We start from the raw sequence: 23,000 nt of genomic DNA on the forward strand, positions 1-23,000 counted from the left end.
CTGCTCCCGCACGTACTCGCGGGTGATGCGGATCTCCCGTGCGCCGACCTCGGGGGCCGAAAACAACAGGTCGTCGAGCAGGCGCTCCATGACGGTGTGCAGCCGCCGCGCGCCGATATTGTGGGTCGATGCGTTGACCTGTTCCGCGATCGTCGCGATCTCCTCGATCGCCGCGTCGTCGAAGTCGATGTGGACGTTTTCCGTCGCCAACAACGCCTGGTACTGGCGCGTGAGCGCGTTCTTCGGCTCGCGCAAGATCCGCACGAAGTCCTCGCGCGTGAGCGGATCGAGCTCGACGCGAATCGGAAACCGCCCCTGCAGCTCCGGGATCAGATCCGACGGCTTCGCCGTATGGAACGCACCGGCGGCGATGAACAGCACGTGGTCGGTGCGCACGGGACCGTACTTGGTGATCACAGTGGATCCCTCGACCAGCGGCAGCAGGTCCCGCTGAACCCCCTCGCGCGACACGTCGGGGCCGTGGCGCGACCCGGACGACCCGCTGGCGATCTTGTCGACCTCGTCGAGGAACACGATCCCCGCGTTCTCGGCTCGCGACACGGCCTCGCGCTGGACGTGATCGAGATCGATCAAGCGATCGACCTCTTGCTCCGTGAGCACGTCGAGCGCCCGCGGAATGCGCATCTTGCGGCGCTTGGTGCGCTTGCCGAAGTTGCCGAGCATGTCGCGCAGACCGGCGAGCCCCATCTCCTCGACGCCCTGGCCGCCGAAGATCTGCAGAAACGGCGAGCCATCCTCGGTCGTCTCCACCTCCACCTCGCGCTCGTCGAGCTTTCCCGCGCGCAGCAGCGCGCGCAGCTTCTCGCGAGTACCGCTGTCGTCCGCCGCCGGCTCGCCTGGCCGATCGCGAAATCCGGCGCTGCCGGGTTTGGGCCGCGGCAACAGGAGGTCCAACAGCTTGTCCTCGGCCAGCTCGCGCGCCTTCGGCCTCACCTTGCGGCCCTCCTCGTCGCGCACGAGCTTGACCGAGATCTCCATCAGGTCGCGTACGATCGAGTCGACGTCGCGGCCGACGTAACCGACTTCGGTGAACTTGGACGCCTCGACCTTGAGGAACGGCGCGCTCGCGAGACGCGCGAGCCGGCGCGCGATCTCCGTCTTGCCGACGCCGGTCGGCCCCATCATGATGATGTTCTTCGGCGAGATCTCGTCGCGCAGGTCGCCCTCGACGTTCTGGCGCCGCCACCGGTTCCGCAGCGCGACCGCGACGGCCCGCTTCGCGCGCTTCTGGCCGACGATGTAGCGGTCCAGTTCGGATACGATGACGGTCGGCGTGAGGCGTTCGTGGTCGCGCCGGTCCATCAGATCAGCTCCTCGATCGTAATCGTGTCGTTGGTGTAGATGCAGATGTTCGCCGCAATCCGCATGGCGGCCTCGGCGATCGCGCGCGGCGCCAGCTCGGTGTGCTGCACGAGCGCCCGCGCCGCCGCGGTGGCGAACCCGCCGCCAGAGCCGATCGCGACGACGCCGTCGTCCGGCTCGATCACGTCGCCCGCGCCCGACAACACGTAGGTGTGCTCGCGGTCGGCCACGAGCAGCATCGCCTCTAGCCGGCGCAGCACGCGGTCGAGCCGCCAGTCTTTCGCCATCTCGACGCAGCCCCGCGTGAGGTTGCCGCCGTGTTCGTTGAGCTTGCCCTCGAGTTTTTCGAACAGGGCAATCCCGTCCGCGGCCGACCCGGCGAACCCGGCCACGATGCGGCCGTCCTGCATCCGGCGCACCTTGCGGGCGCCGCCCTTCATCACCATGTCGCCGACCGACACCTGGCCGTCGCCCGCGACGACGACGGACGTGCCCCTGCGCACCGACAGAATCGTGGTCATGTCGCGCCGACTGTAGCAGACGCGGCGCGCCGATCCGCCGGTGGCGTCACATACCGACGCCGGCCAAAAACAGCACGGACTGGTTCAGCAGTTGGCTCTCGTCCGTCGAGTCGACGGTCAGGACCCCGACGTCGAACCGCACCTCGCCGGTGAACGCGAGCTGGCCGGAGCGAACCTCGATTCCACCGCCGAGCGGCACGACGATGTCGACCGAGTTGGTGTCGTCGAGGGTCACGGTGTCCCCCCCGCCCCGGGCCTCGTGCGTGACCAGGAAGCCGAGCGCCAGCCCGCCGGCGAAGAACACGCGGCTGGTCGGGCTCATCGGGATGTCGATGCGCAGCATCGCCGGCACCTCGACGTAGTCGAGGGCGAACGTGACGTCGGTCGGCAGGTTGGAGTCAGCCGGGACGATCGCTCCCTTCTGGACGTACAGCACCTCGCCCTGCAGCGACAGGCGCCCGCCGAGGCCGAGCACGCCGTACGCCCCCGCCGCGAAGCCGGTGCGGAACTCGAGGTCGTCGCGCGCGTCGTCGCCGCCGAACTTGCTCCCCACGAGGCCGAGCTTCACTCCCAGCCCCGTGATGTGGAGCCCGGCCCCCGGCGTGGCCGGCGCCATCGGCCCGGCGGGTGCCGCGCCGCCCGGCGGAGGCGGCGGAGGCGGCGGAGGCGGCGACTGGGCAAACCCCTGCGCGGTTCCCAACAACACGACCGCGGCGACCATCGACGAAACGCACGTGCGAAGCATGCCCCGCTCATATCACGACCGGATGACAGGGAGTGCCGCGAGGTCGGCCCAATTTACGAATCGCCCCCCCGGCCCCCCGGCTCGCGCGCCCGGGGATGGGCCGCGTCGTACACTTCCATCAGCCGGTCGAGCGACACCTTCGTGTAGATCTGCGTCGACGACAGGCTCGCGTGGCCGAGCAGCTCCTGGATCGCCCGCAGGTCCGCGCCGCCGTCGAGCAAGTGCGTGGCGTACGAGTGGCGCAGCGCGTGCGGTGTGGCGCGCACGCCCACGGCGCGCGCGCGCCGTTGCGTGATCCGCTGGGCCGACCGCGGCGACAAACGCGTCCCCCGCTGGTTCACGAACAGCGCGGCCGCATCGAGCGCGCCCGTCTTCGGGTGCGCGAGCGCCGGCCGCGCGGCCCGGTACGCGTCGACCGCCGCGCGCGCGTGCGCGCCGAGCGGCACGATGCGCTGTTTGCCGCCCTTGCCGCGGCGCACCCGCACGAGGTCGCCGTCGACGTCGTCGATGTCGAGGGCGCAACACTCCGACACGCGCAACCCGAGCCCATACAGGACTTCGAGCAGCGCGCGATCGCGGAGCGCCGCGGCGCGCTTGCGCGGGTTCGTCTCGCCCGACGCGTCCGGCGCCTCGACCAGGCGGAACGCATCGTCGACGTCGAGCGCGCGCGGCAGCGCCTGCGTGCGCTTGGGCGACCTGACCGCGCGCGCCGGGTTGGCCGCGACGACGCCCCGGTTGGCGAGATAGCGAAAGAACGCGCGCAGGCTCGACAGCTTGCGCGCGATCGACGCCGAGTCGTTCGCGCCGTACAGCGCCGCCAGATGCGCCCGGATCGCGCGCGCATCGACCGCACGCGGGTCCGGGTCGCGGCCCTCGCGGTCCGCGTACAGCCGGCGAAACTCTTCGAGGTCGCGCTCGTACGCGGCGCACGTCGCCGGAGCCAGCGCCCGCTCGACCGCCAGGTAGTCGCGAAACCCGGCGATGGCGTCGCCCCACGTCACGCCGCGATCCTAGCCCCCGCCGCCGCACCGCGCCACTTCCGGTCCTCCCCGGTGCGGTGCCGCGCGCGCGACCGCACCGCCGTCGCGCGCATCGGCCGCGCGGAGCCCACGCGGTGACGGACACGTGCGCTATCGTTGGCCGCGATGGCCGACCCGACCGCCCCGCCGCGCACGAGCCAGCCGCTCGTCGCGGCCGCGTGCCTCGTCGTCGTCATCGGCGGACTCAAGCTGGCCGCGCCGGTGCTGCTGCCGGTGCTGATGGCCGCGTTCGTCGCGGTCGTCGCGATTCCGCCGATTCGCTGGCTGGAGCGACGCGGCGCGCCGACCTGGCTGGCGTTCGCGCTCATCGTCGTCGCCGCGGCTGCGTCGCTGGTGTTCTTCATCGGCGTGGTGGGCGTCTCCATCGATCGGTTCACCGAACAGTTGCCGGTGTACCAGCAGCGCCTCGACCGGCTCATCGCCAACGGTCTGGCCGCCATGCGCGACCTCGGCCTCGACATCGCACCGGCCGAACTGTCGGCGAAGATCGGCACCAGCCGAATCCTCGACGTCGTCGGCAACACCGTCGGCCAGTTGCTCGGGGCGCTGTCGAACCTCGCGCTCGTGCTGCTGATCGTCATTTTCATGCTCACCGAGGCGCACGGATTTTCCGGAAAGTTGCGCCGCGCCCTCGGCGACCCGGACGCCGACCTGTCTCACTGGACGGAGGCGGCCGCGCGCGTCTACCAGTACCTGTTCATCAAGGCGATCGTGAGCGCGGCGACCGGCGTGCTCGTGTCGTTGGTCACGTGGGCGCTGCGCGTCGACTTTCCGCTGCTATGGGGGCTGGTCGCGTTCCTGTTCAACTTCGTTCCGAACATCGGGTCGATCATCGCCGCGATCCCCGCCGTGTTGCTGGCGCTCGTGCAAAACGGCCCCCTCAACGCGACGCTCGTGACCGGCGGCTACGTCGCCATCAACATGGTCATCGGCAACATCGTCGAGCCGCGCGTCATGGGCGAACGACTCGGCTTGTCGACGCTCGTCGTGTTCCTGTCCCTGGTGTTCTGGGGCTGGCTGTGGGGCCCGGTCGGCATGCTGCTGTCGGTCCCGCTGACGGTGGTCGTCAAGATCGTGCTCGAGCACTCGCGCGAGCTGCGCGGCGTCGCCGTATTGCTCGGGCCGGCGGATGCGCCCCCGCCGCCGGGTGACGACGCGCCGCCGCCGGCCGGCTGAGTCCCCGCGGTCGGAGGCTACAGGTTGCCGCCCGGCGGGCGGAGGACGACGCGCTCGATGCCGATGGCCGGCTGCGCGATCACGTCCGCCACGACTTCGGCGACGTCGGCGGCCGACAACATCGCCCCGCGATCGACCGGCGGCCGTCGATCCCACAGCGGCGTATCCACGGCGCCGACCGCCAGCTCGGTCACGCGCACGCCGCAGGCGCGGACCTCTTCGCGGAGCACGCGCGCAAACGCGGCTTGCGCCGCCTTGGCAGCGGTGTAGCCCGCGCAGTCGGCGAACGTCTCGTCGACCGCGATCGATCCGATGTACACGATGTGACCGCTGCCCCGCGCGCGCATCGACCGCACCGCTTCACGCGCGCACAGAAACCCGCCGACGACGTGCGTATCGAGCATCTCGCGCAGCTCCGCCGCCGTCCCCGCGAGCGCCGGACCAAAGTGGCTCTCGCCGGCCGCGTACACGAGGACGTCGACCGGCGACGCGGCATCGAACACCGCGCGGACGGCCGCTTCGTCGGTGACGTCGGCCCCGACCTCGAGGACGTGGCCGGCGCGCGGCGCGGCGGGCGGGCCGGCGAAGCGCCGCGCAATCCCGACGACGAGGGCGCCGCGGCGGGCGAGCGCGGCCGCCACCGCCTGGCCGATGCCGGCGGACGCGCCGGTGACCACGCAGCGGCGGTCGGCCCACGTCACGCCGCCCGCTCCGTCTCGGCCGCCGCCCACGCCGCCAGGTCGCGCACCGCGCGCTCGGCCATGCGGCGCTTGCGGTCCGCCTTGCGATGGCGCCCCTCGACGGGGGGCAGCAAGCCGAAGTTGACGTTGGTCGGCTGGTAGCGCTCGCCGTCGGCGCGTGGCGCCGTGACGTGGCGATACAGCCCGCCGAGCGCGGTCGTCGCCGGCGGCGGCGCCAGCGCGCGCCCGCGCAGCTGCGCGTCGCAAAACAGCGCCGCCAAAAGCCCCATCGCGCAGGACTCGATGTAGCCCTCGACGCCGGTGATCAGGCCGGCGACGCGCACGTGTGGCCGCGCGCGCAGCTCGAGGCCAGGCCCGAGCAGGCGAGGCGCGTCGACGTACGTATTGCGATGAATCGACCCGAACCGCAAGAACTCGGCGCGGCGCAGCGCGGGGATCATGCGAAAAATGCGCTGCTGTTCGGGATAAGCCAGCCGCGTCTGGAAGCCGACGAGGTTGTACGCCGTGCGGTAGCGGTTCTCCGGGCGCAGCTGCACCGCCGCGTAGGGCCGCCGGCCGGTCCGCGGGTCGACGAGCCCGACCGGGCGCATCGGCCCGAATCGCAGCGTGTCCGGCCCGCGCGCGGCCATCACCTCGATCGGCAAGCAGCCCTCGAAGTAGCGGGGCTCTTCGAAGGCGTGCGGCGCGACCTTGCGACCGGCGAGAACCTCGCGCACGAACGCGGCGTACTCCTCCTCGTTCAGCGGGCAGTTGATGTAGTCGCCTTCGGCGCCGGCATCGCGATCGTCGCCGCGCCCCCACCGCGACGCGACGAATGCATGCGCCATGTCGATGCTGTCGGCCGCAACGATCGGCGCGATCGCATCGTAGAAGTACATCCGGTCGCCGCCGAGCGCAGCGCGGATCTCCGCCGCGAGCCGACCGCCCGTGAGCGGGCCGGTCGCCAGCACGCACGGCCCGGCCGGCAGCGCATCGACCGGCCGCCGCTCGATGCGTACGCGATCGTGCAGCGCCAGGCGCACGGTCACGGCGCGTCCGAACGCCACGCGGTCGACCGCGAGCGCCGCGCCCGCCGGTACGCGGTGCTCGTCGGCGCACGCGATCACCACGGACCGTAGCCGGCGAAGTTCGGCCTTGAGCAACCCCGCGCCGGTCGTCGGGTCGTCCGAACGCAGCGAGTTGCTGCACACCAACTCGCACAACAGCGGCGTGCGGTGGGCCGGCGACATCGCCAGCGGCTTCATGTCGACGAGCGCGACGCGCCAGCCGCGTTCGGCCAACTGCCATGCCGCCTCGCAGCCGGCGAGGCCGCCGCCGATTACCGTGACGTCCGGCCGCCAGTCCCTCACGCAGCGCTGATCTCCTCGCCGTCCGAGCGCTTGAAATCACAGGACAGGCACCGCACCGTCACGCCGCGGCGAGTCTGCTTGCGGACGACGAACTTCGCTCCGCACTGCGGACACGGCTCGGGCACGGGGCGATCCCACGACACGAAATCGCAGCCGGTCTTGGCGTAGTTGGAACAGCCGTAGAACACCTTGCCCCGGCGGGACCGCTTCTCGGTCAAGAACCCGTCGCAGTCCGGCTTGGGGCAGTCGACGCCGAGCGAGATCGGCTTGGTGGTCTTGCAGTCCGGGTAGCGCGAACACGCGAGGAATGCGCCGTACTTGCCGCGCTTGACCCGCATCGGCGCGCCGCAGGCGTCGCACACCTCGTCCGTCTCCTCCTCGGGGACGATCTCGAACGACCCGTCGGCCTGTCGCTCGATCTCCTTCGTATTGCGACACTCCGGGTAGCCCTTGCACGCCAGAAACGACCCGTTGCGGCCCCACTTGACCACCATCGGTTCGCCGCACTGCTCGCAGGTGAACTCGGTCGCGATTTCCTCGCGTTTGACGTCGCGCATCGTCTGCTCGGCCTTGACGAGGTCCGTCGAAAACGGCCGATAGAACTCGCCGAGCACGGTGCGCCAATCCACTTCGCCGTCCTCGACGCGGTCGAGGTTCTCCTCCATCTGCGCGGTGAACTGGGTGTTCAGAATATCCGGGAACGCATCGACCAACAGATCGTTGACGAGCGTGCCGAGTTCCGTCGGGTAGAACCGGCCGTCTCGCTTCTCGACGTAGCCGCGATCGACGATCGTCGACAGGATGCTCGCGTAGGTCGACGGCCGGCCGATGCCGTCCTCTTCGAGTTCCTTGACGAGCGACGCCTCGGTGAAGCGCGGCGGCGGCTGCGTGAAGTGCTGCTCCGGGCGAATGGCGACCAGCTCGACTGAATCGCCGACCGACAGCGGCGGCAGCAGGCGATCGGCTTCGGCCTGCTTCTCGGCCGCCTCGTCGTCGGTGAGCTGTTCCGTGTACACCGCCGTGAAGCCCGGGAACTTCATGACCTGGCCAGTCGCGCGCACCACGGCGCGCCCGCGCGCGATGTCCACCGACGTCTGGTCGTAGACGGCCGGCGCCATCTGGCTGGCGATGAACCGGTTCCAGATGAGCGTGTACAACTTCACCAGCGCACCCGCCTCGCGGTCGCCGCTGGCGCGCAGCAACGCCTCCACGCGCTCGGGCGGATATGCGGTCGAGGTGGGCCGGATCGCCTCGTGGGCATCCTGCGCGGACTTCTTGTTCTTGTACTGGTTCGGCTTCGCCGGCAGATAGTCGGCGCCGAACCGCTCGCCGATGTAGGCGCGCGCCATCGCGACCGCGTCGTCGGACAGCCGGACGGAGTCGGTGCGCATGTAGGTGATGAGGCCGACCGGGCCCTCTTCGCCGAGGTCGAGCCCCTCGTACAGCCGCTGCGCGAGCGCCATGGTTCGCTTGGCGGTAAACCGCAGCTTGCGCGCGGCATCCTGTTGCAGCTTCGACGTGATGAACGGCGCGGGCGGCCGGCGCTTGCGCTCCTTGCGCTCGACCTTGGCGACCGTCGCACGGCCCGCCTCCAGTTCGGCGACGATCGCCTCGGCGTCGGCCTGCGTCTTCGGCTCCGCCTTGTCGCCGTCGACCAGCACCACCTTGGCGGCAAACGGCGGCGGCTGTGGGCCGCGGCACTCGGCCTCGACGGTCCAGTACTCCTCCGGCACGAACGCGGCGATCTCGCGCTCGCGCTCGACGATGATGCGCACCGCGACGGACTGAACGCGACCGGCCGACAGCCCGCGGCGCACCTTCTTCCACAGGAGCGGACTGATCTGATAGCCGACCAGTCGGTCGAGCACGCGCCGCGCCTGCTGCGCCTCCGTCTTGTGGACGTTGAGTTCGGTCGGGTGTTGCAGCGCCTCGGTGATGCCCTTTTTCGTGATCTCATTGAACAGCACGCGGCGCACGTTCGGGTTGACCGGACGCACCTCCTCGGCGATGTGCCACGCGATCGCCTCTCCCTCCCGGTCGGGGTCGGGGGCGAGGTAGACGACCTCGGCCGTCTTCGCCGCCTTGCGGATGTCGGAGATGACCTTCTTTTTGTCGCGCATCACGACGTACTCGGGCTCGAACCCCGCGTCGATGTCGACCCCGAGCTTGGACTTCGGCAGGTCTTTGACGTGGCCGACGGATGCTTTCACCGTGTAGCCGCTGCCCAGGTACTTGTTGATCGTGCGCGCCTTCGCCGGCGACTCGACGACGACGAGCGCCCCCTTGCGCGATGCCGTGCGGCGCGACGGTTTCTTGGGTTTCGGCTCCGCGGGGGCCTTGCGCGAGCGCGGCTTGGCGGCCGACTTCGCCGCGGAGGCCGGCGTCTTCGCGGTGCCAGCCGACGCTTTGGTGCGCGCTGTCTTCTTGCTCGCCGCCGGCGCCTTGCCCGCCGCTCGCCCGGTCTTGCGCGGCGACTTGTCGCCCGTCGCGCCCGCAGACCCGGTCCCGAGGGAGTTGGCCCCCGGAGCACCCGCGGCCTGGCCAGACCGCTTTGCCGCCGCCCGCGGCGCGCCGTCGTCGTTCGATGCCGTAGCCATGGTCCTTCGTGTGCTGGTTCCGTTATGCCGCCGGTGCCCCGTGCCCGGCGGTGCCCGCGAGCGCCGCGACCGCCACGGCCGAGCGCACGTACGCACGCCCCGGCACGGCGACCGCGAGCCCGGCGAGTTCCAATCCCATGAGCGCCCGCGCGACCGTCCGGGCGGGCAGGCCGCACCGCTGCGCGAGCGCGCCGGCGTCCCGCGCCTGGCCGCGGTCGAGCGCGGCCAGCACCGCGGCCTCCTCGCTGCCGGGTTCGGGCAGCGCCACGTCGGGCTTGCGAGGCCTCCCGGCGATGGCCGCCTCGACGTCCGCCGCGCCCGCGACGACGGCGGCCCCCTCGGCGACCAGCGCATCGCAGCCGGGACTTCCCGGAACCGCCGCGAGCGGCCGGCCGTAGTCGAGCGCGGCCCGCGCCGTATATAAGGATCCCGACGCGCGATCGGCCTCGACCACGACCACCGCCGCGGCCCAGCCCGCGACGATGCGATTGCGCCGCACGAACTGGTAGCGGCGCGGCGGCACGCCCGCTCGGTAGGGCGACACCAGCGCACCGCCCGCCGCCACGATGTCGGCAAACAGCGGCCGGTGCCTCGCCGGATAGGCCACGTCGAGGCCGCACGCCTGCACCGCGACCGTCGCGCCGCCCGCGTCCACCGCGCCGCGGTGCGCCGCCGCGTCCACTCCGACGGCGCCGCCGGACACGATCGCGTAGCCGGCCGCCGCCAGGTCGCGGGCGAGTTCGTACGCGGTCGCCATGGCGCGGCCGGTCGCCGCGCGCGCGCCGACGACGGCGACGGCGGGCGCGTCCGGCAGCCGGCCGACCGCGTACAGCCGCTCCGGCGCGTCGGGGACGGCCGCGAGACGCGCCGGGAACTCGGTCGCGTCCCGCGGCACCACGCGCGCTCCGGCAGCTATCGACGACAACGAACCCACAGGGGGTCAGCCTGTAGCGACTCCCCGCGCCGCCGTCAAGTCGGCCGCCGCGGCGCGACTATTTCCAACCAGTTGGCGGCCGCGCCGCGGGCGGCCGCCCCGGTTAGCGTCCCGAGCGGAGGACGACCACGTCGCCGACACCGATCTCTTGCAGGGACGCGGTCACGAGCGCGATCGACACGCGGGCGCCCACCTGGACCACCAGCACCTCGCCGATCGCGTACGGCGGGTAGCGCTCGTCGCGCGGGCGCGCAGCCAGTTCGAAGTAGTCGGGACGCGCGTCGCCGCGACGGACGACGAACGCGCGGTTGCCGGCGGCGACCCCGTCCTCCTCGCCCAGATCGATGAACACCACCTGCGTCGCGCCGATGAGGTCGCCGCCGCCGAGTTGCGCGACGACGACGCCTGTCTGGTCGCGGCTCGCCGGCGTCGGCGCGACCGCCGCGAAGCGCTGCTGCACGGGGCCGACCCGCGCGCCGCGCTCGATCACGTCGTTGGCCGCGCGGATGACGGCGCGCGCCCGCTTGCCCGGCTTGACCGACACCACCTCGAGTTCGCCGAGCACGCGGACGTACGCGCCGAGACGTTCGCCCGACCGCGGATGCTCGATCCACCGCAGATCCGAGTAGATGCCGTAGCGGGCGCCCGACTCCGGCCGCTCCGCGCCCGGATAGTCGAGGTAGACGACGTCCCCGGGGCTGAGCATCTCGCGCTCCCGCTCGGCGCCCGCGATGCGGAACGCCGTGGCGATCTGCCCCGGCTCGAGAAACGCGATCTGCCGCAGCCGCACGGTCCGAACCGGCGCGGGAGCGGGCGCGGCGGCGGCCGGCGCGGGCGCGGGCGCGTCCACGTCGTCGGGCACCGGCGCGGCCATCACCTCGGCCGCGGCGGGCCGCAAGCGCACGACGTCGCCCGGGTAGATCCAGTGCGGATTCGTGATCGCCGGGTTGTACGACCACACCTTCGGCCACTCCCACGGGTTGTCGAAGTACAGCTGGCAGATGTCCCACAGCGTGTCGCCCTCGCGCACCACGTGCAGCTCGGGAGCCGGGCCACCGCGGACGAGTCCCTCGTCCTCCGGGATCGGCGACTCGTCGTACAGGTAGTAGCCGACGTCGCCCTGTCCCTCGGTCGGCTGCGCCATGTCGCCGCCGGGCGCGACCGGAGCGCCCTCTTGCGGACCGGGCGCGGCGGCGGGCGCCGCGGGCGCGGGCTCGCTGGAGCGCCGGCCGCTCGGGTCGAGCGTTCGCGGCGGCTCGGCGGTCTGCGCCGCGGAGATTGCCGGCAGCGCCGCGAGCGCGGCAAACAGCGACAGGCCGGTGGTAATGCGATTCATGGGCTCCCCCTACTTCTGCTCGCGCAGCTGCGCGAGCCGATCGGCGGCCAGCGCCGCCGCATTGCTATGGGCGTAGTCCGCGATCACGCGTTCGAGCGCCGCGCGCGCCTCGCCGGTGCGGCCCAGTCGCTCGAGGCAGTACGCTACCTTCAGCAGCGCATCCGGAACCTTGTTTCCCTTCGGGAAGCGGGTCGCGACCGCGCGAAATTCGACGAGCGCGCGGTCGTATTGGCGCTGATCGTAATAGGCCTCCGCGAGCCAGTACTGGGCGTTGTCCGCGTAGTCGTGGGTCGGATATGCGTCGATGAACGCGCGAAATCCGGCGATGGCCGCGGCGTGGTCGCCGGCCCGCAGCGCTCGATAATATTGCTGATACAACTCTTTCGGCCCCGGCCCGCGGTCCGGCGCCTTCGCCGCCGGGCGCGGGACCGCGCCGGCGCCGCGATCGGCCGCCGAAATCGGCGGAACCGCGCCCTCGGTGACGATCAGCCGTTCCCCGGCGGCCGGCACCGGCGCGAGCGACTCGGGCGGCGGCTCGTACCGGTCGCGACCGCGCTCCTCGCGCAGGGAGATGCGCGGCCGCACGCTCCGATCCTCGGCCGCCTCGCCGACGTACAACACCTCGACGCCGTCGTCGGCGTACGCGACGGCCGCCGACTCGCCGTCGGCGCCGGCAGGGGATGCCGGCTGCGTTGCGGCCTCCGCGGCCGGCGGCTCGCGCACGACGACGGGCAGCGCCCGCGCCTGTTCGATCTGCTCGCGCAGGACGACGATCTGCCGCTGCAGATCGCGAAGCGCCCGCCGATCGCGGCGCCGGGCGGCGCGCAGTTCGGCGACCTGCATCCGCAGTCCGGCGTTTTCGCGCTGTAGTTGCCGCGATCCCGCGCAACCCGGCGCGGCGACGGCGACTGCGATCGCGCACGCGACCATCGTCTTCGACATCGCTTCGGATCGTAGCCCTAGTTATCCACAGGGGCAAAAAACGCGGCGGCCGGCGACAGGCTTATACAACGAGTTCAATAGCCGCCGCCCCGCGCCGGCCGGCGGACTCGGTCGCGCTCGGCGCGCTGCGCCGGCCGAACCGCCGGCGCCGGCCGGGTCGCCGCCGGCGCGCTGCCGGCGTCCGCTCACCCGCGCGAGTCATCCGGCCGCGCGACACGCGGCGAGGATGCGGTCCGCTCCGCGAGCGAGCAGCTCCTCGGCCACCGCGACCCCGAGCGCCTCCGGTTCCGACGAGGATCCGGTGCGGTCGGCGCGGATCACCTCGCGGCCATCGGGCGTCGCCACCAGCGCCGACAGCTCCAGCGCGTCGCCGGCGAGTCGGGCGAACGCGGCGATCGGCGTCTGGCATCCGCCGTCGAGCCGCGCCATGACCGCGCGCTCGGCCCGCACGCGCCGCGCGTCCGACTCGCAGTGCAGCGCGGCGCGCACGCGCCGGATCGTGTCGGCGTCGTCAGCGCGCGTCTCGACGCCGAGTGCGCCCTGCGCGATCGCCGGCAAGAACGCCGGCGGTGCGAGGCGCTCGACGATCCGATCGGCGTGGCCGAGCCGGACCAGGCCGGCGGACGCCAATACGATCGCGTCGAACAGGCCGTCGTCGAGCTTGCGCAAGCGCGTGTCGACGTTGCCGCGCAACGGCACGACGGTTACGTCCGGCCGTAGCGCGCGGAGCTGGCACTGGCGGCGCAGGCTCGACGTGCCGACGGTGGCGCCCGGCGGCAGCGCGTCGAGCCGAACGCCGTCGCGCGACACGAGTGCGTCGAACGGATCCGCCCGCTCCGAGATGGCCGCCAGCGCAAGCCCCGCCTCGAGGTCGGCCGGCACGTCCTTCATGCTGTGGACCGCCAAGTCGGCGCGGCCGTCGAGCAACGCCTGCTCGATCTCCTTGACGAACAGTCCCTTGCCACCGACCTTAGCGAGCGGCACGTCCAAGATCCGATCGCCTCGCGTCCTGATGACGACGAGATCGACCGCAAGGTCGGGATCGGCGGCGCGAAGGCGATCGCGCACGTGATTGGCCTGCCACAACGCGAGCGCACTGCCCCGGGTCGCAATCTTCACGCTGGTCCCCTGTGTTTTGCAGGGCGAGGCGCCCCGTCGGCAGCCGGTGCCGTCTCCTCGGCGACCGCGTCATCGCCCACCTCGTCGAGGGCGAATAGTTCGCGGACGGCGCGCGCGAGTTCGGCCACGTCGGCGGCCCCTCCCCCTTTTAGCGCCACCATAGGTTGATGAAGCAACTTGTTGACAATTTGATCGGCCAGACGCCGCACGGCGTCGGCGCGCTGGTCCGGCGACTTGTGTTCGAGCCCGGCCGCGACGCGCTCGGCCTCGGCGCGAGCGATGGCGGCGAACCGGTCGCGCAGCGCGCGGATCGTCGGGACGACCGCCTGCACGTCGAGCCATCGGCAAAACTCCTCGACCTCGCGGTCGACGATGTCCGCGGCGTCCTGCGCGTGGCGCGCGCGCTCGAGCAAGTTCTCGGCGACCGCCTTCTGCAGGTCGTCGATGTCGAACAGGTACACGCCGTCGATGTCGCCGACCGCGGGCTCGGCGTCGCGCGGCACCGCGATGTCGCAGATGACCTGCGGCTTGTGCCGCCGCTTGCGCATCGCCCGCTTGATCAACTTGCGCGTGAGCACCGGTTCGCGCGAACCGGTCGAGCTGATCACGACATCGGCGATCGCGATGACGCCCTCGAGGTCCTCCCACGAACGCGCGATCCCGTCGACGCGCTCGGCCACCGCCCGCGCGCGCTCGGGCGAGCGGTTGGTCACGAGCACCGTGCTCGCGCCGTTCGCGCGCAGGTGGCGCGCGGCGAGATCGGACATCTTGCCCGCGCCGACCACGAGCACGGTCTTTCCGTCGAGTTCGCCGAACACGCGCGCCGCCAACTCCACCGCCACCGATGACACGTTCGCCGCGCCGCGCGCGATGCCGGTCTCGGTGCGGACCCGCTTGGCGACCGCGAACGCGCGCTGCATGCACCGGCGCAGCACCGGCCCCACCGCTCCGCCGTGTTCGGCCGCCGCGAACGCGCCCTTGAGCTGGCCGAGGATCTGTGCCTCGCCGACGACCATCGAGTCGAGCGCGGACGCGACGCGGAACGCATGGGCGACTGCGTCTCGGTCGACGTGCTCGTACAGAGCCGACTCGAGCTGCTCTCGGCTCACCTGGCGCGCGTCGGCAAAAAAGCGGCGCACCTCGGCGGTCGCCGACGCGATCGCCGACGCGGGCGCGCCGCGCGGCGGCGCGCCGTAGATTTCGACGCGATTGCACGTAGACAGGATCATCGCCTCGGCGATCGGCGCACGCTCGACCAGCGCCGCCAGCGCCGGCCCGATGTCCCCGTCGGCGAAAGCGATCCGCTCGCGCAGCTCGACCGGCGCGGTTCGCCACGACACTCCCACGACGAACAGATCGCCCGCCATCGCGCTACCCCACCGACCTCCGCGCCAGGTAGACCAGCAAGACCGCGAGCGCGGCGACGAAGCCGGCAATCGTGAGCGCGGCGGTCTTGCGCCCGCGCCAGCCGGCCGCGACGCGGCCCACGAGGACGCCACCGAACGCCAGCCAGGTCACCATCGCGAAGCCGTACTCGGGCCGCTCGTACCAGTTGACGGACCGCTGCGCCGCCCACATCGCGCCCAGCATCATCGACACCGTGAGCACCGGAAACCCGACGACGATGAGCCGGTGCAACAGCAGGTCGAGCGTCTCGAGCGCGATGCCGCGCCGGAACAACAGCCCGTCGAACCGCTTGCGCTTGAGGTTGCGCGCCTCGAGCAAGTAGACCACCGCCAGCGCCGTCGCCAGCGCGAACAGGGCGACCGCCACCATCGCGAGACTGATGTGCACGCGCCCGATCGCATTGAGGCCGGGGACCGGCTCGCCCGACGGCGTCAGGCGCGCGGCGGCCAACAGGATCAGCGCGGCCGGGGCGACGAACGCACCGAGCACGTCGATGCGGTACCGCATGCTCGCGGCCAGAAACCCCGCCGCCACCAGCCACGACAGCGCGCCGATCGACTCGCGCACCGACGTGCCCGGATGCACGCCGGCCAGGTCGCGGGCAGCGATGTCGGCGCCGTGCGCGACCAGTGCCGCGAGCAGCAGCCACTTGGCCGCGCGGCGCGCGCGTGGCCATACGTCGTACAGCACCGCGAAGAACGCCGCGGACGCCGCGGCGTACAGCGCCATGGCCGCATAGAACGCAGGAGAAAGCGCCGTCAACTGCACGCCGCCTCCGTCAAAGCGGCTCACCGATGAATCCGCAGCACACGTCGTATGCCGTGTCGCCGACGATCACCGAGTTCATGTACTGGTCCGCGCCGAGCGCTGCAAGCGCGGCCTCGTCCTTGACGCGCCCGACCAGGTCCGCGGTGTCCGGATCGTCGCCGGCCACCTTGAGAAACAGCACCGCCGGCCGGATGCGGAACGCGCGACCGTCGTCCGCCAGCGTCATCACGTCGCCGTCCACGTCGACCTTGGCGTCCGCCATCCACGCATCGAGGCGGTTCTGAGAGATGAATAGCCGTGCCATGCGAACTCCGATTCCGGTTCCCGCCCGCGGCGTGAGGGCGCCTGCGGGGGCGCCCGCCGCGATCGCGCGCGCGTCACCGCTGCCGCGACCGCGGGACGCGGCGCGCCCGGTGACCGCAGCGGATGCCGGGATGACATACGCCTCTAGCATAGGGGGGCGGCGCGGCGCGAGCAATCGCACAGCACCGCTTCGGCCGCCGGCAAGCGCGCGTTCTCGCGCGGTTTTCGGGCGCTTGCCGCGTGCCAGAGCCCACGCGCGCGGCCGCTGTGACTTGCGGCGCGGTCGCGGCGTCGTTATTTATAGCCGTCTTCACTTGTCTTCCAACGACGTGGGAAAGGACCGCCGAATGGCCAGCGCGAACACGATCGAAGTCACCGACGACAACTTCCAATCCGAAATCCTCGAGTCCGACATCCCGGCACTCGTCGACTTCTGGGCCGTGTGGTGCGGCCCGTGCCGTCAGATCGCGCCGACCGTGGACGCGCTGGCAGACGAGTACAAGGGCCGGCTCAAGGTCGGCAAGATGAACGTCGACGACCACCAGCAGGTGCCGCAAAAGTACGGCATCCGGTCGATCCCGACCCTTTTGCTGTTCAAAGGCGGCCAGGTGGTCGACCAGATCGTCGGCGCGGTCCCGCGCCAAAAGCTCGAAGAAGCGATCCAAAAGCACCTGTAGCGTCGCGCCGGGCGGCGGCGGACCACGGTCCGCTGCCGCGGCGATCCGCTTTCGGTCAGAACCCGTGGCGGCGGGCCGACACCGACGACACGAGGCCGAGACCCAGGAACACGGTCATGACCGACGAGCCGCCGTACGACACGAGCGGCAGCGTGACACCGACGACGGGCGCGAGGCCGAGGACCATCGCGACATTCACCGCGGTGTGCCAGAACAACATCGCCGCGACCCCCAAGCACAGCACCGCACCGAAGCGATCGCGCGCGTGAAGCGCCGCGTTGACGATCCACAGGATCAGGAACGCGAACAGCGCGAGCAGGACGACGCCCCCGACGAACCCCCACTCCTCGGCGAACACCGAAAACGGAAAGTCCGTCCAGTGTTCGGGAAGGAACTTGAACTGGTTCTGCGTGCCGTTCATGTAGCCTTCGCCGAGGATGCGGCCCGAGCCGACCGCGATGATCGACTGCTTGGTGTGCCAGCACAGGCCCGTCGGATCCGACTCCGGGTCCAGGAAGCACAGCACGCGGTTGCGCTGGTAGGTTTCCATCCGCTCCCACAACAACGGAAGCGCCGCCAGGCCGGCGATCACGACCGCGTGGATGCGCCACAGGTCCGACACGGTGAAATACGCCACCGACAGGACGATGAGCGCGACCAGCACGGCGCTGCCGAGATCCGGCTGTGCGACGATGAGGCCGACCGGCGCCGCGAGTGCGGCGACGCGGACGGCGATCTGCCGGCGGGTGAGCTGCCCGCCCTCGGCCTCCTGCGCGAACTGTGCGAGCGCCACGATCACCGCGATCTTCGCCAGCTCCGACGGTTGCACGGTGACGCCGGCGACGCCGAGCCACCGCTGGGCTCCTTTGACCGACACGCCGGCGACGTAGACGAGCGCGACCGCGACGATGGCCCCGCCGAGCAAGAACCACGCGAACCGCTCCCAGAACCGGTAGTCGATCGCGGTCATCGCGAAGAACGCGATCGCTCCGGCGAGCATCCACGCGACCTGGCGGGCGAACAACGCCTCGTGCCGCGTACCGGACAGCGCGCTGTGCAGGTTGAGCAGGCCGATCCCCGCGATGAGCACCGTCGTACAGAACAGCGGCCAGTCGAACCGCGACGCGAACCGGAGCCACCACGGCCGGCCGACGGTCGCGCGCGCCAGGCCGAGCCGGGTCATGGCCGCCCCCCTCGCTCGCGCACGAGCGCGGCATAGCCCTCGAAAATCTCGCGCGCGATCGGCGCCGCCGCCTCTCCGCCGTGGCCGCCGTGCTCGACGAGCACGGCGATCGCGATCGCCGGGTCGCGCGCCGGCGCCCAGCCGGCGAACCAGGCATGGTCGCGCGTCGGATCCCACCCCTTGCGCGGCTGCGCGTCGCCGTCCTTCCGCCGGCGACGGCGGCCGCGCACCTGCGCCGTGCCGGTCTTGCCCGCGAACTCGATGATCGCGCTGGCGGCGTCGTGCGCCGTGCCGCCCTCGGCGTTGACGACGGCCCACATACCGCGGTGGAGCTGTTCGATCGTCTGCGGCGACGCATGAATGCGGCGGCGCAGGGTGGGCTCGTAGCGCGCCACGACGCGGCCCTCGGCGTCCTCGATGCGTTCGACGATCTGCGGGGCGTACAGCGCGCCGCCGTTGGCGATGGCGGCGTAGGCCTGGGCGAGTTGCATCACGGTGACGGCGACGTCGCCCTGGCCTGTCGCCGTGTTGAGCGTGTAGCCGATCTTGAAGCCCCCGCGCGCCTCGTACCACGCGCGCGTGGGAATGCGGCCAGCCACGTCGCCGTTGAGGCCGATGCCGGTCGGCTGACCGAAGCCGAGGTCGCGCGCCACCTCGGCGAGCCGGTCGATGCCGACGACTTCGGCCAGCTCCCACACGAACACGTTGCACGAATGCTCGAGCGCCTCGACGACGGTGATCTTGCCGTGCGCGTGGCCGCCGGGGCAGCGGAACGTGCGATGGCCGCGCACGATGCGCCCCTTGCACTCACGCACCTCGCCCGGCGCGATGACGCCGTCCTCGAGCGCCGCGATCAACGTGACCGGCTTGAACGTCGACCCGGGCGGATAGTGCTGGCGGAGCACCTTATCGACGAATGGCTTGCGGGGATCGGCGAGCATCTGCTGCATCTGCGCCTGCGTGAGGTGGCCGGTCATCACGTTGGGGTCGAACGACGGCTTCGACACGATCGCGCGAACGCGGCCGGTGTGCACGTCCAGCACGACGACCGCCGCCGCCGCATGCCAGCGCACCGCGCGCTCGGCGATCTGCTGCAAGTCGAGGTCGATCGTCGTCACGATGTTGTTTCCGGGCACCGGCGGCTCGAATTTCGGCCCGCGGATGAGTGCCGCGCTCTCCTCGTCGTCCACGCGCGCCCCCGTCGCGTCGGCGACGTAGCGCTCGATGCCCTTTTTGCCGCGCAGGTAATGCTCCCACTCCCGCTCGAGTCCGTAGCGGCCGATGAACTCATCCGCGTCGTAGCCGCGGGGTCCCAGCTCGGCGAGCTCCTCCGCGGTAGGATGGTTCATGTATCCGAGCGCATGTGCGGCGAGATCGCCGTAGAGGTAGCGACGGTATGGCTCGTCCACGACGGATACGCCGGGCAGTTCGAACTTCGACTGCTCCACGAGCGCCGCGCGGTCGCGGCTCTGGTCTTCGAGCACCAGCACCGCACGGTTCGGGTCGCGGCGGCGGGCCGCGGCGAGGCGGTCGACGACCTGCCGCCGCTCGTCGTCGTCGAGGTCGAGCAGGCCGGCGAGCCGATCGACCACCGGCCCCACGGCCGACGCGGGCGTCATGTAGATGTTGAACGCCGGCCGATTGTCGACGAGCGGGCGGCCGAGCGTGTCGAGAATCTTGCCGCGCACCGACGGCAGATAGCGCGTATTGACGACCTTCTCGATGACGCCCTCGTGGTAGCGCTCGCCGCGCAATACTTGTAGCTGCCACAGCCGACCCACGAGGATGGCGAACGTGCCGAGCGCCACGGCGACGAGCCAGCGCAGCCGCCGGCGCAGCTGGGGCATGACCGGCGCCGCGCCGGGGGCGCTGCGGATCAGCACGGCGCCCCTCCCCGCCGCGGGCGCTCCACGCGACGGCCCGCCGCCGCCCGCGGGCGGGCGGCGCACGCGCGGCGGCCCCGCGTGCCAGCGGTCGATGGATTGCGCGCTCGTTCGCTCACCGAACCGTCCGGTGTTTTAGAACACGCCCTCGCGGACGGCCAGGCGCTCGCGTTGGGTGCGGGCGAACGCGGCGTCCACCGCGCGGCACAGGCGGAACGCCGCCGGGCCGCACACGCCGGTGAGCGCCGCCGACGCCGCGAGCACGGCGAGTTCGTCGGCCAGCGGCGCCGGGCCGACGCCTACCGCGGCGCGAAGAGCGATCAGCAACGCGGCGGACGCGACGGCCGCCAGCGCCGTGAACGCGGCGGTCACCAGCCACCCGCGGACGATCAGGCGGCGGTGAACGACGTGAGCGGCGAGGCACAGCGCGCCGGCGTCGGCCGACCACATCCCGCGCGGCGTGCCGAGCAGCAGGTCGGCCAGATACCCCAGCACGACCGCTCCGAGCACCGACGGCGCCAGCCGCTGGCGCGCCGTGAGCCCGAGGTACGCCGCGAACAACGCCACCGCATCCGGCATGGCGCGATCGACCGGAATGAACCGCCACACGACGCCGAGCACCAGCACGACCGCGTAGCCGATCATCACCTGCGCCGCGATGCGCACGTCAGAGTCCCGTCCCGGCCGCCGTATCCCCGCGAGTCATCGGTACGGCCCCAACGAGTAGGCCGGCCGCGACCGGCGGCGCTGGCCCGCGCGCGGATCCGGCGGTGGCGGCGGCGCGAGCACGACCAACACGTGGCGCAACCGGCCGAAGTCGACCGCCGGTTCGACCTCGACCTCTTGGTACAGGCTATAGCTCTTGGTGACCACCTTGGAGATGCGGCCGACGCGGATGCCGGCCGGCAGCGCCCCGCCGAGGCCGCTGGTGACCACCTCGTCGCCCTCGGCCACCTCCTGTCCGCGTTCGAGGTACTCGATCTCGCATGTGTAGGCGTCCGGCCGCCCGACTCCGCGGAGCACGCCGCGGCCGCCGGTCCGCTCCACCACCACGTCGATCGCCGACTCCGGGTCGGTCGCGAGCAGCACGTCGCTGTAGCGGCCGTAGACGCGCTGCACGCGGCCGACCAGGCCGGCCGGCGCGATCACCGGCATCCCGGGCGCGACCTCCCCGTCGCCGCGGTCGAGCCGGATCCGAATCACCCGGAAGTGCGGGTTGACCCCCGAGGAAATCACGCGCGCGCCGATCGTCTCGGCGGCGGTCGTGCGACGCAGGCCGGCGAGCTGTTCGAGCGCGTCGACGTGGGCCGCGCGGCGGCGCGCCTCGGCGAGCTGCCGGCGCAGCTCGGCGTTGGCCGCGCGCAGGTCCTCGTTTTCCTCCTCGACATCGACGAGCCAGACGTAGCGGTTCCACCAGCCGCCGACGCCTTCGACGACCCACGACACGGCCGCCTGCAGCGGCGACGACACGCGCAGCACGGCGCGGTCGAACGCATTGATGTCCGCGGGATCCTTCCAGTGTGCGGTGAGCATCGCGGCGGGGACGGCCAACAACAGCACGACCAGGCCGTAGTCCAACAACCGCCGCCGCAACGTCATCGGGCGCCTACTGCAAGGCGATCTCGCGCAGCAGATTCAGCTCGTCGAGCGCCTTGCCGGTGCCGAGCACCACCGCGAGCTGCGGGTTCTCGCACACCATCACGGGCAGTCCGGTTTCCTCGCGCAGCATGACGTCGATGTTCTTGAGCTTCGCGCCGCCGCCCGACAGCACGATGCCCTTGTCGACGATGTCGGCCGACAGTTCCGGCGGCGTGCGCTCGAGGACCGTGCGGACCGCGTCGACGATGGCGTTGACCGGCTCCTGCAGCGCCTCGCGGATCTCGTCGGAGTTGACCACGAGGGTCTTCGGCACGCCCGCGACGAGATCGCGCCCCTTGACCTCGACGGTGAGCACCTCGTCCAGCGGGTAGGCGGAGCCGATCTCCTGTTTGATCAGCTCGGCGGTGCGCTCGCCGATCAGCAAGTTGTACTTGCGCTTGATGTACTGGACGATCGCCTCGTCCATCTTGTCGCCGGCGACGCGGATCGACTTGGACAGCACGATGCCGGCGAGCGAGATGACCGCGACCTCCGTCGTACCGCCGCCGATGTCGACGATCATGTTGCCGCTCGGCTCGGTGATCGGCAGGCCGCCGCCGATCGCCGCGGCCATCGGTTCCTCGATCAAGTAGACCTCGCGAGCGCTCGCCGCGAGCGCGCTGTCGCGCACCGCGCGCTTTTCGACCTCGGTGATGCCCGACGGGACGCACACGATCACGCGCGGGCGCACCAGCGTGCGCCGATGGTGCGCCTTCTGGATGAAGTAGCGCAGCATCGCCTCGGTGACCTCGAAGTCGGCGATCACGCCGTCCTTCATCGGTCGGATCGCCACGATGTTGCCCGGCGTGCGGCCGAGCATCTCTTTGGCTTCCTTGCCGACCGCCAGCACCTTCTTGACGCCGGACACGCCGCGCTGGACCGCCACGACGGATGGCTCGTTCGCGACGATCCCCCGCCCCTTGACGAACGTGAGGGTCGTCGCGGTGCCGAGATCGATGGCGAGGTCGTTGGAAAAGAGCCCGTATACCCAGTCGAAAAGCATCCCCTGCTGTCCCCTCGCGGCGCCGCGCGCGGCGCGTGCCTGTGGATAAAGTTCGGTAAGTAACTCGATATGAAACGGAAACCGAGAACTCCCCTGCGCCGCCGCGAATCCAGGCACTGCGATATCACGGACGTATGCCAAATTGCAAGCAATTCTAGTTAGGTAAGCCCGAGCACCGAATCGGTGTGGGCCGCGGCGCGCGGCCCGCCGGCCCGCGGCTCGGGTCCGGCCGCGCGGCGGTGGTCGCCGCACGGGCCGGACCGACCCCGACCGCCGCCGGCCGGGCGTGGGCGCCGCACGGTCGCCGGCCGGCCGCACCCCGGCGGGCGGACCGCGCCGGGCCGGCGGGCGCTCC

At 71.6% G+C, this 23,000-nt stretch carries 21 protein-coding genes; 2 read left to right on the forward strand and 19 right to left on the reverse strand.

Annotated elements, in window-relative coordinates; all coding sequences use genetic code 11:
- The 4 genes from hslU to D6689_22740 form a co-directional block, all read right to left on the reverse strand.
- On the reverse strand, nt 1-1,323 hold a 1,323-nt coding region (gene hslU, locus D6689_22725), incomplete at its 3' end, for an ATP-dependent protease ATPase subunit HslU (GenBank protein ID RMH36252.1).
- Complete coding sequence (hslV, locus tag D6689_22730) at nt 1,323-1,844, reverse strand: ATP-dependent protease subunit HslV (GenBank protein ID RMH36253.1); 522 nt, start codon at nt 1,842-1,844, stop codon at nt 1,323-1,325. The genes hslU and hslV, both read right to left, overlap by 1 nt.
- A 46-nt stretch (nt 1,845-1,890) precedes the next feature.
- Nucleotides 1,891-2,589: a PorT family protein gene (locus D6689_22735; GenBank protein RMH36254.1), complete on the reverse strand. Its 699-nt coding sequence runs from the start codon at nt 2,587-2,589 to the stop codon at nt 1,891-1,893.
- Between the two features lie 53 nt (nt 2,590-2,642).
- The gene (locus D6689_22740; protein ID RMH36255.1) at nt 2,643-3,590 is read right to left on the reverse strand and encodes a tyrosine recombinase XerC; all 948 of its coding nucleotides are present in this window, start codon (nt 3,588-3,590) and stop codon (nt 2,643-2,645) included.
- Nucleotides 3,591-3,734: 144 nt separating this feature from the next.
- On the opposite strand from D6689_22740, the gene D6689_22745 reads away from it, so the two are divergent.
- Nucleotides 3,735-4,805 carry an AI-2E family transporter gene (locus D6689_22745; protein ID RMH36256.1) on the forward strand — a complete coding sequence of 357 codons (1,071 nt, stop codon included), beginning with the start codon at nt 3,735-3,737 and terminating at the stop codon, nt 4,803-4,805.
- A gap of 17 nt (nt 4,806-4,822) precedes the next feature.
- Here the strand turns inward: D6689_22745 and D6689_22750 are convergent, their stop codons facing one another.
- The 10 genes from D6689_22750 to D6689_22795 all read right to left on the reverse strand — a co-directional run bounded on the left by D6689_22750 (nt 4,823) and on the right by D6689_22795 (nt 16,220).
- Nucleotides 4,823-5,536: an SDR family oxidoreductase gene (locus D6689_22750; GenBank protein RMH36257.1), complete on the reverse strand. Its 714-nt coding sequence runs from the start codon at nt 5,534-5,536 to the stop codon at nt 4,823-4,825.
- Nucleotides 5,503-6,855 (reverse strand): methylenetetrahydrofolate--tRNA-(uracil(54)-C(5))-methyltransferase (FADH(2)-oxidizing) TrmFO, encoded by a 1,353-nt coding sequence (locus tag D6689_22755; protein RMH36258.1) that lies wholly within the window; start codon nt 6,853-6,855, stop codon nt 5,503-5,505. The genes D6689_22750 and D6689_22755 overlap by 34 nt, the downstream gene beginning before the upstream one ends.
- On the reverse strand, nt 6,852-9,452 hold the full coding sequence (topA, locus tag D6689_22760; GenBank protein RMH36259.1) for a type I DNA topoisomerase: 2,601 nt from the start codon (nt 9,450-9,452) through the stop codon (nt 6,852-6,854). The genes D6689_22755 and topA overlap by 4 nt, the downstream gene beginning before the upstream one ends.
- Nucleotides 9,453-9,474: 22 nt before the next feature.
- Nucleotides 9,475-10,386 (reverse strand): DNA-protecting protein DprA, encoded by a 912-nt coding sequence (dprA, locus tag D6689_22765; protein RMH36260.1) that lies wholly within the window; start codon nt 10,384-10,386, stop codon nt 9,475-9,477.
- Nucleotides 10,387-10,489: 103 nt separating this feature from the next.
- Nucleotides 10,490-11,722 (reverse strand): LysM peptidoglycan-binding domain-containing protein, encoded by a 1,233-nt coding sequence (locus tag D6689_22770; GenBank protein ID RMH36261.1) that lies wholly within the window; start codon nt 11,720-11,722, stop codon nt 10,490-10,492.
- Between the two features lie 9 nt (nt 11,723-11,731).
- Nucleotides 11,732-12,664 carry a tol-pal system protein YbgF gene (ybgF, locus tag D6689_22775; GenBank protein RMH36262.1) on the reverse strand — a complete coding sequence of 311 codons (933 nt, stop codon included), beginning with the start codon at nt 12,662-12,664 and terminating at the stop codon, nt 11,732-11,734.
- A 198-nt stretch (nt 12,665-12,862) separates the two neighbouring features.
- Nucleotides 12,863-13,783 carry a hydroxymethylbilane synthase gene (locus tag D6689_22780; protein ID RMH36263.1) on the reverse strand — a complete coding sequence of 307 codons (921 nt, stop codon included), beginning with the start codon at nt 13,781-13,783 and terminating at the stop codon, nt 12,863-12,865.
- Nucleotides 13,780-15,150, reverse strand: a complete 1,371-nt coding sequence (locus D6689_22785; GenBank protein RMH36264.1) for a glutamyl-tRNA reductase — start codon at nt 15,148-15,150, stop codon at nt 13,780-13,782. Before D6689_22785 ends, D6689_22780 begins: the two co-directional genes overlap by 4 nt.
- A 4-nt stretch (nt 15,151-15,154) precedes the next feature.
- A complete protein-coding gene (locus D6689_22790; GenBank protein RMH36265.1) occupies nt 15,155-15,919 on the reverse strand; it encodes a hypothetical protein in 765 nt (254 codons plus the stop codon).
- A gap of 49 nt (nt 15,920-15,968) precedes the next feature.
- Nucleotides 15,969-16,220 carry a hypothetical protein gene (locus D6689_22795; GenBank protein RMH36266.1) on the reverse strand — a complete coding sequence of 84 codons (252 nt, stop codon included), beginning with the start codon at nt 16,218-16,220 and terminating at the stop codon, nt 15,969-15,971.
- Between the two features lie 388 nt (nt 16,221-16,608).
- Between D6689_22795 and trxA the strand changes: the two genes are divergently transcribed.
- Nucleotides 16,609-16,938 (forward strand): thioredoxin, encoded by a 330-nt coding sequence (trxA, locus tag D6689_22800; GenBank protein ID RMH36267.1) that lies wholly within the window; start codon nt 16,609-16,611, stop codon nt 16,936-16,938.
- Nucleotides 16,939-16,993: 55 nt separating this feature from the next.
- Here the strand turns inward: trxA and rodA are convergent, their stop codons facing one another.
- The 5 genes from rodA to D6689_22825 all read right to left on the reverse strand — a co-directional run bounded on the left by rodA (nt 16,994) and on the right by D6689_22825 (nt 22,645).
- Nucleotides 16,994-18,121 carry a rod shape-determining protein RodA gene (gene rodA, locus D6689_22805; protein ID RMH36268.1) on the reverse strand — a complete coding sequence of 376 codons (1,128 nt, stop codon included), beginning with the start codon at nt 18,119-18,121 and terminating at the stop codon, nt 16,994-16,996.
- Nucleotides 18,118-20,004, reverse strand: coding sequence for a penicillin-binding protein 2 (gene mrdA / locus D6689_22810; protein RMH36269.1), 1,887 nt, complete (start codon nt 20,002-20,004; stop codon nt 18,118-18,120). The genes rodA and mrdA overlap by 4 nt, the downstream gene beginning before the upstream one ends.
- A gap of 135 nt (nt 20,005-20,139) precedes the next feature.
- Nucleotides 20,140-20,670 (reverse strand): hypothetical protein, encoded by a 531-nt coding sequence (locus D6689_22815; protein RMH36270.1) that lies wholly within the window; start codon nt 20,668-20,670, stop codon nt 20,140-20,142.
- Between the two features lie 36 nt (nt 20,671-20,706).
- Nucleotides 20,707-21,603, reverse strand: a complete 897-nt coding sequence (gene mreC / locus D6689_22820; protein RMH36271.1) for a rod shape-determining protein MreC — start codon at nt 21,601-21,603, stop codon at nt 20,707-20,709.
- Between the two features lie 7 nt (nt 21,604-21,610).
- The gene (locus tag D6689_22825; GenBank protein ID RMH36272.1) at nt 21,611-22,645 is read right to left on the reverse strand and encodes a rod shape-determining protein; all 1,035 of its coding nucleotides are present in this window, start codon (nt 22,643-22,645) and stop codon (nt 21,611-21,613) included.
- Nucleotides 22,646-23,000: the final 355 nt, after the last annotated feature.

This window comes from Deltaproteobacteria bacterium, from assembly GCA_003696105.1.
Classification (GTDB): Bacteria; Myxococcota_A; Polyangia; order Haliangiales; family J016; genus J016.

What these genes read in the sequence shown, in the direction of transcription:
- hslV (RMH36253.1), bottom strand. Translation starts at nt 1,844, where the DNA reads ATGACCACGATTCTGTCGGTGCGCAGGGGCACGTCCGTCGTCGTCGCG.
- D6689_22735 (RMH36254.1), bottom strand. Translation starts at nt 2,589, where the DNA reads ATGCTTCGCACGTGCGTTTCGTCGATGGTCGCCGCGGTCGTGTTGTTG.
- D6689_22745 (RMH36256.1), top strand. Translation starts at nt 3,735, where the DNA reads ATGGCCGACCCGACCGCCCCGCCGCGCACGAGCCAGCCGCTCGTCGCG.
- topA (RMH36259.1), bottom strand. Translation starts at nt 9,452, where the DNA reads ATGGCTACGGCATCGAACGACGACGGCGCGCCGCGGGCGGCGGCAAAG.
- D6689_22770 (RMH36261.1), bottom strand. Translation starts at nt 11,722, where the DNA reads ATGAATCGCATTACCACCGGCCTGTCGCTGTTTGCCGCGCTCGCGGCG.
- ybgF (RMH36262.1), bottom strand. Translation starts at nt 12,664, where the DNA reads ATGTCGAAGACGATGGTCGCGTGCGCGATCGCAGTCGCCGTCGCCGCG.
- D6689_22785 (RMH36264.1), bottom strand. Translation starts at nt 15,150, where the DNA reads ATGGCGGGCGATCTGTTCGTCGTGGGAGTGTCGTGGCGAACCGCGCCG.
- D6689_22790 (RMH36265.1), bottom strand. Translation starts at nt 15,919, where the DNA reads ATGGCGCTGTACGCCGCGGCGTCCGCGGCGTTCTTCGCGGTGCTGTAC.
- D6689_22795 (RMH36266.1), bottom strand. Translation starts at nt 16,220, where the DNA reads ATGGCGGACGCCAAGGTCGACGTGGACGGCGACGTGATGACGCTGGCG.
- trxA (RMH36267.1), top strand. Translation starts at nt 16,609, where the DNA reads ATGGCCAGCGCGAACACGATCGAAGTCACCGACGACAACTTCCAATCC.
- rodA (RMH36268.1), bottom strand. Translation starts at nt 18,121, where the DNA reads ATGACCCGGCTCGGCCTGGCGCGCGCGACCGTCGGCCGGCCGTGGTGG.
- mreC (RMH36271.1), bottom strand. Translation starts at nt 21,603, where the DNA reads ATGACGTTGCGGCGGCGGTTGTTGGACTACGGCCTGGTCGTGCTGTTG.
- D6689_22825 (RMH36272.1), bottom strand. Translation starts at nt 22,645, where the DNA reads ATGCTTTTCGACTGGGTATACGGGCTCTTTTCCAACGACCTCGCCATC.